Source organism: Empedobacter sp. UBA7620, assembly GCF_002484185.1.
GTDB classification, from domain to species: Bacteria; Bacteroidota; Bacteroidia; order Flavobacteriales; family Weeksellaceae; genus Empedobacter; species Empedobacter falsenii_C.
This window is the reverse complement of record NZ_DLJI01000041.1, coordinates 174,522-187,106: the sequence shown is the minus strand read 5'-3', so window position 1 is coordinate 187,106 and position 12,585 is coordinate 174,522. Positions and strand designations below refer to the sequence as shown.

10 protein-coding genes are annotated in these 12,585 nt (G+C 28.3%); 5 read left to right on the top strand and 5 right to left on the bottom strand.

All coding sequences use genetic code 11. From position 1 onward, the window contains the following. The 3 genes from B2217_RS11190 to B2217_RS11180 form a co-directional block, all read left to right on the top strand. On the top strand, positions 1-272 hold a 272-nt coding region (locus B2217_RS11190), incomplete at its 5' end, for a hypothetical protein (protein ID WP_291122583.1). 2 nt (positions 273-274) lie between these two features. Next, on the top strand, positions 275-1,630 hold the full coding sequence (locus tag B2217_RS11185; protein WP_291122581.1) for a RagB/SusD family nutrient uptake outer membrane protein: 1,356 nt from the start codon (positions 275-277) through the stop codon (positions 1,628-1,630). A 1-nt stretch (position 1,631) separates the two neighbouring features. Continuing rightward, on the top strand, positions 1,632-4,115 hold the full coding sequence (locus tag B2217_RS11180; RefSeq protein WP_291122579.1) for an alpha/beta hydrolase family protein: 2,484 nt from the start codon (positions 1,632-1,634) through the stop codon (positions 4,113-4,115). Between the two features lie 47 nt (positions 4,116-4,162). Here B2217_RS11180 and B2217_RS11175 read toward each other — a convergent pair whose 3' ends face one another. From B2217_RS11175 to B2217_RS16955, 3 genes are all read right to left on the bottom strand, one after another. Beyond that, positions 4,163-4,432 carry a DUF6520 family protein gene (locus B2217_RS11175; RefSeq protein WP_180904524.1) on the bottom strand — a complete coding sequence of 90 codons (270 nt, stop codon included), beginning with the start codon at positions 4,430-4,432 and terminating at the stop codon, positions 4,163-4,165. Between the two features lie 69 nt (positions 4,433-4,501). Continuing rightward, on the bottom strand, positions 4,502-5,953 hold the full coding sequence (locus B2217_RS11170; RefSeq protein ID WP_180904523.1) for a MauE/DoxX family redox-associated membrane protein: 1,452 nt from the start codon (positions 5,951-5,953) through the stop codon (positions 4,502-4,504). Between the two features lie 356 nt (positions 5,954-6,309). Further along, positions 6,310-6,540: a MauE/DoxX family redox-associated membrane protein gene (locus B2217_RS16955; protein WP_347881529.1), complete on the bottom strand. Its 231-nt coding sequence runs from the start codon at positions 6,538-6,540 to the stop codon at positions 6,310-6,312. A 417-nt stretch (positions 6,541-6,957) separates the two neighbouring features. Here B2217_RS16955 and nhaA point away from each other — a divergent pair, with 417 nt between their 5' ends. Together nhaA and B2217_RS11160 are read left to right on the top strand one after the other, a co-directional pair. Then, positions 6,958-8,127, top strand: coding sequence for a Na+/H+ antiporter NhaA (nhaA, locus tag B2217_RS11165; protein WP_180904522.1), 1,170 nt, complete (start codon positions 6,958-6,960; stop codon positions 8,125-8,127). Between the two features lie 894 nt (positions 8,128-9,021). Further along, the gene (locus tag B2217_RS11160; RefSeq protein WP_280046398.1) at positions 9,022-10,299 is read left to right on the top strand and encodes a DUF389 domain-containing protein; all 1,278 of its coding nucleotides are present in this window, start codon (positions 9,022-9,024) and stop codon (positions 10,297-10,299) included. Between the two features lie 243 nt (positions 10,300-10,542). Here B2217_RS11160 and B2217_RS11155 read toward each other — a convergent pair whose 3' ends face one another. Both B2217_RS11155 and B2217_RS11150 read right to left on the bottom strand, forming a co-directional pair. Beyond that, a complete protein-coding gene (locus B2217_RS11155) occupies positions 10,543-11,364 on the bottom strand; it encodes an AraC family transcriptional regulator (protein ID WP_291122577.1) in 822 nt (273 codons plus the stop codon). Between the two features lie 109 nt (positions 11,365-11,473). Further along, complete coding sequence (locus B2217_RS11150) at positions 11,474-12,121, bottom strand: DUF6266 family protein (RefSeq protein ID WP_280046400.1); 648 nt, start codon at positions 12,119-12,121, stop codon at positions 11,474-11,476. Between the last annotated feature and the right edge of the window lie 464 nt (positions 12,122-12,585).

Here is a 12,585-nt window from a genome sequence, read left to right as displayed (position 1 = left end):
CTTCTGGTACTAATGCAGCAGCTGTAAGCGCAAGTAGCCAGTTTAAACAAAGTGATGCTGTATTCAGTAAAGCGGATTTTATTCGATTAAGAAATATTGCAATCTCTTATCAAATCCCTTCAAAAAAAGATCAATCGATTAAAGCTAAAGTCTATTTACAAGGGATGAATTTATTTACAATTACACCTTTTAAAGGTGGAGATCCAGAGCAAACATCTGGCTATTTACCTCCTTTAAAAAGGTTATCAATTGGTACAACTATAAACTTTTAATTATGAAAACAAGTATACTTAAATTTAATATCCTCCTTTTATTCTTTTTAATTTTTAGCTGTAAAGATTTTGTTGAAGTTGATTTTCCAACGAATCAATTGCCAAGTTTATATGTTTTTGAAAATGAAACGACAGCTAATGGAGCTATACTCAATTTGTATTCAGAACTTAGAGATAATTCGATTTACAATGGTAAGCTATCAAGCAGTAGTATCCTCTTCGGATTATATGCAGATGAACTTGATTATTATGGAAATCCTACTTCGGGTCTTAATGATATTTATTTGCATCATATAGACACAAATAATACAGAAGTAAAAACTGTTTGGACAAATTCTTATAAATTAATTTACATGGCGAATGCCAGTATTCAAGGTTTAGAAAATTCTCACTTTAGTTCAAAAAATACATTAATGGCTGAAGCATTATTTTTTAGGGCGTTTATGCATTTTTCACTTTATACGATCTATAATGAAATTCCTTACATAAAGTCTACTGATTACTTGGTAAATAGTAAGTGTTATAAAAATAGTCAATCGCAAATATATGCTAACTTAATTGAAGATTTGGAAAATGCATTAGTCTTATTACAAGATGCTAATATTAATACCAATTCACGTATTAACAAATTTGCAATTTATGCTTTATTAGCTAAAATTCATTTATATAACAAGGAGTGGAATAAGGCAATAAATTATTCGGATTTGATTATTCATTCTAATCGGTTTCAATTGGTGAATGATATAAATACAGAATTTCTAAAAAATAGCACTTCAACTATTTTTCAATTAAAAACTGCCAAAGAAGGAAGTCCTACAAACGAAGCCCCAATCTTCACGATTACAGGGCAAAATCCTAATAATATTGCCTTAACAAAGAACTTTCTAAATAGTTTTGAAAATGGGGATTTGAGAAAAATTTATTGGGTAAAATCATCTAGTAATGGTAATTGGTTCTTTTCTTCTAAATACAAACAAATCAATACGCTTGCTTCAAGTAGCGAATATTCGATTGTTTTTAGATTACCAGAAATATTTTTAATAAGAGCTGAAGCATATGTTAATACCAATAAGAAAAATGAAGCCATTTCTGATATCAATTCAATTAGAAATAAAGCAGGTCTAAATGGAATTAGTAACACAAATGAAAATCTATTTGAAGCGATTCTCAATGAGCGTCAACATGAGTTATTTTGTGAACATGGTAACAGATGGTTTGATTTAAAGCGTTTTGGTTTATTATCACAGACCTTGCTTCCTTTAAAACCTTCTTTTCAAGATTTTCATCAATATTTTCCAATTCCAGAATCGGAAATAATATTGAATCAAAATTTACTACCTCAAAATCAAGGATATTAAAATGAAAATAATTAATACTTTTATAAGAGTACTACTAATATTGATTTTTAGTCATAGTTATTGTAATGCTCAAAAAAATAATACCAGACATATTGCGGATTCTTTATGGACAAAAGATATTTTTTTAAATAAAATTAGTCCAAAAGGGGATTGGGTATTTTTTGACGAACTTGATAATAGGATGGAAAGAAAATATAAGTTATTGAATGCTCAAAAAAATATTGATTTTGAATTCAATGAAATCAGAAAACCAGAATTTACAGAAACCCAATTTATTTATTTAAATAATAAAAAAGATCTTACGATAAAAGATTTAAAACAGTTAAAAGATTATAAATATGCTAATTGTCAATCTTATTTACTCAATAGTACTAATACTGTTATTGCAATTAATTATAAGGAATCAGCTGTTTTAATCAATTTAGATAATTATAGTGTTATAGCAAAATTTAATGGGTATGTAAATAATTGGAATCCAATATCAAACATTTTTTCATTAACGACAAATGAAGAAGGGAGTGACTATTTAAAACTTATACAATTAAAGAATAATGATATAGATATCATTTTTTCTAAACCAGTGATCGATTTAAATTGGCAAGAATGGGCTGATAATGGTGAATCTCTATTCTTTTCGGAAAAAGATTTATTCACGAACTATAACATTTATAGTAAAAAAAGTAATGAGAAACAATTAAATAATAGTTTTGATACGTCAACCTTAAATCTTCAAAAACCTGTAGATGGAAAATTTATATATTTTAATCAAAAGATAAATAATAGCCATTCAAATCAGAATATGATGGAAGTATGGGAAGGTGCAGATAAATGGATTTTTCCGAGAAAAAATGAGTATGAAAAAAATGAAAAATTTAATTTTCTTTACCAATGGAATATTGAAAACAATCAAATTAAAGAACTAACTGATACTGCATACTCTTCCTATATAACAAATCCTATATTGAACAATTCTATTGTTTATAATAAATTACAATATGAACCCGAGTTTTTTGAATTTCCTTTTAGTGATTTATACCTGAAAACTCACGATGATAATTCACAAACATTAATTGCTCAACATATTTATACGAAGGAAGGAAATTTTAATTTTTCAGTTAAAGGGAATTATATCGTCTATTTTGATCAGAAGGATTGGTGGTTATACCATATTAAAACAAAAACTAAAAGAAATTTAACCCAAAATATTCAAGATAAGTTTTTTAGCGAATGGGTGGATGGAGCAACACTAAAGTTGCCTTATAGTCGATTTGGACCAATTTGGTCTGAAGATGAGAAATTTCTAATGATTTATAGTCAATATGATATTTGGTTATTTAATACAGAAAATAACAGCACTGAAAAGATAACAAATAGTGGAGATACTAAAACAAGATACAGAATTTTTAATGACTTTAATTTGGTGACTAGTGGAGGAAGTATAAACCCAAAAGATTATATTTATTTAAAAGTGTCTTATGAAAACCATAGCTCTTCTTGGGCAACTTGGAAGAAAGGTAAAGGTTTGAAACTACATGATAAATTAAAAGGAAATATTGACTATTTTTTCTATCAAAATAACCAAATCTATTTTAAGCTAAGTAAGTTCAATCTTTCGCCAATTATTTATAATTATAATCTTCAAAACAATTTACGTGTGGTTTATGAAACCAATAAAGAGTTTAAAAACCTTCATATAAAAGACGAAGAATTAGTTTATTATGATGTTCCAATAAATAATGAACGATTGAAAGGAGCTTTACTTTATCCTATTAACTATGATCCCGATAAAAAATACCCACTCATAGTATCCGTTTATGAACAGAATTCAGAAAGTGCAAAATTGTTTGATCCACCTTCTTTCAGTAACTATACGGGATTTAATGTTTTAAATTTATTGTCAAAAGAGTATTTTATTTTACTACCTGATATTGTCTATTTGAAAAATAACCCTGGAAAAGCAGCTACGTTATCTTTGGAAGTTGCATTGGATAAAGTTTTCGAAAATAAATCTATAGATAAAAATAGAGTGGGATTAATAGGACATTCGTTTGGTGGTTATCAAACAGGATTTGTAATTACCCAGAGCAATTATTTTAAAACAGCGGTGATTGGTTCTACTACAATAGATTTAGTTACTTATTATCATGATATTTCTTGGTCAATGAAAAAAGAACAGATGTGGCGTATAGAAAACCAACAATTTAGGATGAGTCCTGATTTTTATAAATTTAAAGAAGAGTATATCAATAATTCGACTTTGTATCATTTGGACAAAATTAAAATACCTGTACTAATATGGACAGGCAAAGAAGATGATAATGCAAACTGGTATCAGAACACCTATTTGTATACTGGTTTAAGAAGATTAAATAAACCTGTAAAAATGTTATTGTTCAATAAAGAGGGGCATAGTGTTGTTACACCAGTCAATCAAAAATTATTAACGATTGAAATTGAGAATTGGTTTGATAAGTATTTGAAATAAAGAAAAGATTGTCCATAGGACAATCTTTTCCGTTTTTATTAAATTTATTAATCCATTTGGAAGCTATTAAATAGCGCTACACTACACGAAGTTTGCGAATCTTTGATTAAGTGCACGCGTTCTCCGTTAAAAGTACAAGGATAATTTTGTACATTGTCACATTCCGTACTTACCTCTGTACATTCTAAATTATCGTAGATGTAAAGTGTTGAACTTTCATCTTTAGTTGATGATTTTCCTTCAGTTGCAAAAGCAAATGCAACAGCCATCATACCCACTCCTAAAGGTAAAATTTTGTTTAAAAAACGTGTTTTCATAATTTTGTGATTTAAAATGATGACCTACTATATTTTACAGGTGTTCGGTCTTTCTCCTGCGTTGCAACGTTATTTTATTAATTTATAGAAATAGAGCTCTTTATTAACTACAGCGAAAATGTAATTTTTGAACACTCTAAAATTTCTTAATTTTTCTTGAGGTAAATGATACAGGTAAAAACTATAGAGATAACTTTTATTAGGATAATCATATACATCAATAATGCTTGTACCACTTATTTCTTCTTCATATTTTCCAAAACGTCTACTGTAGATATAGAGTTTATCCCCATATGTAGCGCTGTATTCGTGCACACGGATTGTGCGAGGTCCTATTTTATACTGGTCAGTTTTTGGATAATAAGCCATATCAATTTGTGCTGTGGTAATGGTGTCAATACTATTCAAATGATATAGTTCATTCATCATAGTATCCAATACTATCACTTCATTTCGATAATAGTAACTATACAAAAAATGATTATTTTCTTTGTTCCAAATCAATAAGCCATCAGTGTCAAATGTTCCGTTGATTTGATTTTTTAGACTAGTCTTATTTAATTTTATAGTTTCACCTTTTTCGCTAGGATATATAACACCTAATAAATTTGATCTAGTTTGTGGTTCTGCAGCTACAAATCCAATATGATGATTATTTCCAAGAGCATATGAATTATAATACACATTTTGATAATAGGTTAGGAGAGTAGGTTTAGCATTTAATTGACCAATTTGAAGTATGCCAATAGAGCCATCACCAATTACATATGTAGGGTAATCGACTTGTGTAATTAATCGCTTATAGGGTAATTCTTTTTTCTTAATTTCTAGATGAAGCGTGTCAATTTTATTTGTATGATAATCATATTGCAATAGATAGAGAGGAGCAGAAGGATGAGATAGATAAACATAACAGCTATCAAACCCTGAAATAGTAAAACCTTCTTGTTTTAAATTTAATTTAGATAATTGATTTGAATGATGAGGAAGAAATTCGCGAATAAAACTATTGTTATAGCTTTTTTCAAATCGACTCTTTTGAAAAAGTCCTATCATGAACAGTATACCTACAAGAAAAATTAAACCTATTTTAGATGCTGTAAGACGATAATTACTATTCATTAAAATAATGCCTAAAATAGCAAGTAAAATAAAAAGAAGATTAAAAATCAAATGCTCGTTCCACCCCATATCTTCTAAAATACCTCCACAGCTACATGGTGTAAATGGAGCAAATTTTAGAATAATGATAATGTATATGGTGAATACATTCATCAAAAATAAGGCACAGTATAAACCCAATTTTTGATATTTTTTGATACCCAGTAGGATTGATATTAATAGTTCAATAATTAATATTCCATAAGAAACAATGCTTGCATAAGCACTAATAACTGGCGATTGTCCCAGCTGGGTTTGAAAGGTTTCAAAATCGATGAGCTTACTGACTGCAGCATAGACAAACAAAACAATAAATAGGTAGCAGATGAGTGTTTGTATAATAGGAGTTATTTTTTTCATTTTTTGTATTTATATCTTAATAATTCAACTCATATTCAATAATTTATTGGCGATAAAATATTGATTCTTATAAAATTAGACTTTGTAAAAGAGATTCAATGCAAACAAGAGGAGCAAAAACATAAATGGAAGGTAGAATTTATAAATTCGTCTTTTTTGTAAAATAACTTACTGAATAATAGTGTTTTATGGTGTCTGTTTTTTTAATTTTTTTATATTTTTTATAAAAAACACACTTTTGTGAACGTCATTTTTATAAATTCGACCTTTTGACTTATTATTTTTAGGGTTTATTTTCTTTAAAAAAGAAGAATTTTTCCTTCAAGTTTGATAAAAGGAATCAAACTGTGATCTCGTTATTGTTGTAAGGTTCGTTTGCTAACTAGAAGCAATAGTGCAATAACAATTCCTATACTAATTTTTTTAGTATAAACTATAAATTCTGCATATACACTTAGTAATGGTGATTGTGCCAATTGAATTTGAAAATTCTCAAAATCTATTAGTTTACTCACAGCTGTATAAATAAACAATATGATAAATAGGTAGCAGACGAGTGTTTGTATAAGCGGTGCAATTTTTCTCATGTTTTTGTATTTTATGGTTAATGCTAAAATGTTAACGGTTAGTGTTATACAAAGTTCAGAGAAGTTATTGAGCAAGTCAATACCTATTTTTAGATAAAACAGACGATTTTTTGTTAATGCATCTTGTTTTTTTAAAAATAGATCTCATTTTTGAGGAGTTTTAGAATTGTTCTATATAAGGCAGTCTTATTTTAACCAGATTATTTGAACATTTGAAACCCTTTTTCTCGATACAAAACTCTTTCAGAATTTCACTCGAAATGATGGTTTTATTGATAAATCGTTTAACTTTTTTTATTGACAGAAATGTTAGTATGAGATGACGATATATTATAGATTAAATTTTACCCAATAAAAGCCAATTTATGAGGTTGCATATTTTTTATTATCTTGCTCTAAAATAATAAAAGTTAAATTATGGCTAGTTCTATCAATTTAAAAATATTCAAAGAATTTATTAAGTCGAGTAATTTTGGAGGTTTCCTCCTTTTTTTATGCGTACTGATTTCTTTAATTATAGCTAATTCATCTTTAAGTGACACATTAAAAAGTGTATTATCTTATGAATTTGGAGTCGAAAATAGTTGGATTCATTTAAAGTATAGTACAAGCATGTGGATTAATGATGGATTAATGGCTATTTTTTTCTTACTTGTAGGTCTAGAAATAAAAAGAGAAATTGTAGAAGGTGAACTATCATCACCTAAAAAAGCTATTCTTCCTATTTTAGCAGCAATGGGTGGTGCGATAGTGCCTGCGTTAATATATATATGTTTTAATATAGGTTTGGATACTTCAGGTGGATGGGGAATTCCTATGGCTACAGATATTGCATTTGCATTAGCAGTTATATCATTGTTAGACAAAAGGATTCCGATAAGTTTAAAGATTTTTTTGGCTGCATTAGCTATAGTGGATGATCTGATAGCTATTTTAGTGATAGCTTTATTTTATTCATCAGGTATAGACTTAGTGTATTTAATGTATGCGGGTGTAGGCCTAGGAGTATTAGTGTTAATGAATAGATTAAACGTAGAGAATCCTTATTTATATTTGATTCCAGGAATATTTATATGGTATTTTGTACATCATTCGGGTATACATGCTACAATAGCAGGTGTATTAGTAGCCATGACTTTACCAACAAATAATACTGATCAAGAATCGCCATTAGAACGATTAGAACATGCCTTAGTAAAGCCTGTAAACTTTATTATTATTCCAATTTTCGCATTTGCTAATACTAATATAACTATATATAACGAGATGCTTGAAGGATTAACCTCTCCTTTAGGATTAGGTATTTTATTAGGTTTATTAGTTGGTAAACCAATAGGTATTGTATTAAGTTCTATTATTTGCTCAAGATTTGGCATTGGTCAGTTACCAGAAGGGAGTAATTTAAACCATATTTTAGGTGTAGGATTATTAGCTGGTATCGGTTTTACGATGTCTATATTTATATCTAATTTATCATTTAATAGTGAAATATTAATTGATGAAGCTAAATTAGCCGTTTTATTAACATCTTTAATTGCTGGAGTATTAGGCTACTTGATTTTGAGAAAAAGTAGTAAAATAAATTAATAATACTTACTCGAATTTTTAATTCTCGATTATTTGATCAGATAACAAACTGTAGTTATAAATGGAAATAGGAATATTATGAATACGGAGAAGAAGGTCTACTCAGAAAGAAATTAACTTTTCGTATATTTCTCAATCATATCAAGCAAGAAATTGTAAATAAAGTATTAGAACTTTGAAAAGAACATAAATAAGGACTTGACGAATTAATTGGTATTTAGAATATTAGTATGATATTTTAATATAAGAATCAAGAGTTTGTCGTATTCTAAAGCGTAATAATAGGGGTAGGTTAGACAGAAGGTTACTAGAAGAGCCATACATAGTATTTTATACGAAAAAGAAACAACTGGTCATCATGTACAAGTTGATGGTAAATTTCTGATTTTCATAATACATATTGCAATAAAATCAAGTAATTTTAATATGCAGCTACTGATGATGTTATACGAATTATCGTGCTTAAAATATATGAAAAGCGCAATCAATTAAGTTCAATTGATTTCATAAATTATGTTGTAGATAAGTTTTCCTTTTAGAATTAATACAATTCTAAAAGATAACGAATACGAATTTCAATTAAAATTTTATTGGCATGTTTAAGATTTAGGAATGACACACAGGTTTATAAAAGTAGGAAGACCTCGGTTAAATGGAAAAATTGAACGATCTCATTTAACTGATAAAAAAAGAGTTCTATCAACTTTTAAGCTATACTAATAATGCCGATCTAAATCAAAAAAATTAGGGAATGAGAAAACTTTATAATCTAAATAGACTTTATGTTCATTTAAAGTAAAAACACCTGATTAAATACTAAAATCAAAACTAAAATAATTATATTTAATACCTACGTAGTGATGAAGTACGACAATTAATATTAATAAAATGTCTATGAATAGAATATACGAATTACTCAATCTACATATTGGAGAAGAAGATAAGAATAAGGTCAAAGAGGATGTACAAAGTAATATCTCATTTAAAGGAGCAAATTTATGGATTTTAGCATGTGCTATTTTGATAGCTTCAATAGGTTTAAATGTTAATTCAACAGCAGTTATTATAGGAGCTATGTTAATTTCACCTTTAATGGGACCAATTGTAGGTTCTGGTTTTGCATTAGCTACTTATGATTTTACCCTATTAAAGCGATCTACTAAGAATTTGTTTATTGCAACATTAGCTGGATTGGTAGTTTCGTGTTTATATTTTTATTTAAGCCCATTTAAAGAAGTAGAGTCAGAAATATTAGCCAGAACATCGCCTACAATTTATGATGTCCTAATTGCTTTTTTTGGAGGTGTCGTAGGAGCTATATCAATAACAAGAATTGAGAAAGGTAACCCAATACCAGGGGTAGCAATAGCTACTGCATTAATGCCACCATTGTGTACAGCAGGTTTTGGTTTAGCAACTCTCAACTTTAAGTTTTTAGCGGGTGCATTATATTTATATAGTATAAATTGTTTTTTTATTGCCTTATCTACATTTTTGGTATTGAAGTATTTGAAATATAAGCCAATACAAACCCAAAATCCTGCACTAGACAAAAAAGTACGACTAACTATAACTGTTTTGATGTCTTTATTAATTTTACCTAGCTTCTATCTAGCCTATAATCTATTACAAGAAAAAAGATATACACAAAACGTAAATACATTTATCCAAAAAGAGTTTCAGTTGAAAGGTAAAACTATTATTTATAAAAATGTAAACTTTAGATCAAATCCAAAGCGTATTGAACTTGCATTTTTAACAGAGAAATATGATAGTTTACAAATAAAAGAATTTAATAATAAGCTAGCGGATTTTGGTTTAGAAAATACAACTTTAGTTGTTCGACAAAATAATAGTGATTTAAAACAAGAAATATTAAGTGAAATAAATAAAAATCAGCTAAACGTAACAGAAAAAGATTTACAAATACAACAATTAAAAACACAAATAGAGCAAAAAAAAATTGGAGATGCTACTACTGAACGTGAAATAAAATCCTTGTTTCCTTCAATACGTTATGTTTATTTTGGGGTTATTCAACATTATAGTGATAGTTTAGAAGCAAAACCAATAGTGATTTATCATTCAGAACAAGAAATTGATGAAAATCTATTGTATAACTGGTTGAAAATAAAATTAAAGAGTGATAATTTAGCATTGATTAAAGAATAATATTTACTTTTCTATTCTAAAAAGATTGATTTAGAAGATGTTACAATATTTTATATAATAAGGTTATTTATAATCTTACTAATCCTATTTTGCTGAACGATATAATAATACGAATTCTTAAGTTAAATTTTTTTAATGTTTATTCTTATATTGAATTACTTCAAAACCTTTTTTCTCGATACAAAACTCTTTGAGAGTTTCACTCGAAATGATGGGTTTATTGATAAATCGTTTAATTTTTTTTTAGACAATTAATCGAGGAATTTCTTTTAAAGGGATTTGATGTTTAGCAAATACACGTTTTAAGGTATTGTAAGTGGAGAAACCACTATTTATAGCAATGTATTTTAGAGGCGTATTGGTAAACATAATCAGTTCTAAGGCTTTCAACATTTTTATTTTTTTCTCGTATTCCGAAAAAGAGCAGTTGAAATAGTAGTTGAATCCTTTTTGAATTTCATAGTAAGTAAATTCCGTATCTGCTGCAAAAGTATATAGTGTTTGATTTTTTTGAAGGCATTCTTTGTAAATTAATTTGAGTTTTTGAATGGGAATATGATAAAACTTTTTCCAGTTTCCCTTTAATTCTTGACTTTTGACTTGTATCGAAACACAGTAATAAGTAAATTCATTTTGTTTATGTCGGTGGACAAAACCAGCTAGATGATGATAGCCTTGTGATAAACCTGAAATATCAATAAGAAAAGGAAAGTATTGGTTTTGATTATAGTTGATTTGTCTGTTGTTTTTTAATAGTTTACAAATAGCTTCTAAGTCAACATCAAAATCTATGAATAGAGTTGGAGGACGAGGACATTCGCAGAGATCATTGAAGTAAAAGATTAATTGCGGAATAAACAAAAGTTGTGATTTATAATCTTGTATCGAAAACAAATTGATTTTTTGAATAAAGCCAAATGCATATTCTATCATTTGCATATATTGTTTGTTTAGAATATCTTGTTTTACCTCGACTTGTGGTTCAATTTTCTTGATTACATCCCCATATCGATGAATAAAAAAATTTAGGTACTTGATATATTCTTCATATACTTCAATTTTCATACGCTTAAAAATTAAAATTGAAAATGGTTGTAGTAAAGATGTATTTGTCTAATATACAATAAATTATAATATAAACAAAATTCCCCCTTAAAAAAGGGGGAGTAATTGATTAAAGTACAGTTATTTGACCTAAATAAATAGAAGGTGAAGCTTCTTGTTTTATTGTAGATAGAAAGCTCATCCAAATATGGATATCTGTACCTTGAAACTTTGGAAGAAATTGTAGTACATAGGATTCTTCGGATCGTTTTACAGTTGTCTGAACAACAATTGATTGTGCTTTTGTACTACCATCTTCTGCATACAGAATGACTAAGGTGTCATTTTGATCTAAAAGTTCTGTTGCATTATTAGACCATGTTATTGTAGCCGATAATGGATCGTCTGCTGTAACATTTACAGGTTGAGGTTCTAGTAAACTACCCTTTGTAAATTGAATAGCATCATATTCAATAGAAAAGGTTAAAGTATCCATATTACAAGGCATGGATTGTAATAAATTTGCCATGGCTTGATTATAAGGCGATTTTAAACCAGATCTTTTTCCGTAATAGGTTTTAGCCAATGTTTTGTACCCTTGTATAAATTGTACAGCAAAATTGAATCTGTCTTTTATAATTTGTTGTTTTGGTGTTGATATACGGTTTGATTTTCGTGGACGCATACGAGATATTTCATGCCCTTCGATATTTGAAACAACAATTCGTCCTGTACGTCCTCGAGTACCCGACAAAAGAGAATCTGTAATTTTTCCCATTTTTAATAGATTTTAAATTAAACTTTATTTGACTTGGTTCAGCAACAGTTCGAAATTATGATCAATGATTTGAAGATGTTGATTTATGGTTATCCATGAACGAAATTGGTTGATGATGAAGGGGATTGGCGAGCGTAGAAAGTAAATAGTAGATGTTAGATGTTTTAGAGTTGTATTATGTAAAATGTAAAAAGTAGTATGTTTTTTTTAGTTTAAGACTAAAGATGAGATAGAGGATTAGATGTTAGATATTAGTATTGAGGGGTTGTAGAATGTAGTTTGTAAAAAGTATTACGTATTAAAAATCCAATTGTCAAGCTGAATTACCCTTCGGTTTCGCTCAGGGTACTAGATTCGTCAGTCAGAGTGACGTTTGCAAAACGTTGTATCGAAGACTTAGACGATAAATATACAAAATCAAGGAGATAATTTCCTTCTTGAAAGGAGTTAGTGGAGCTTAGGTA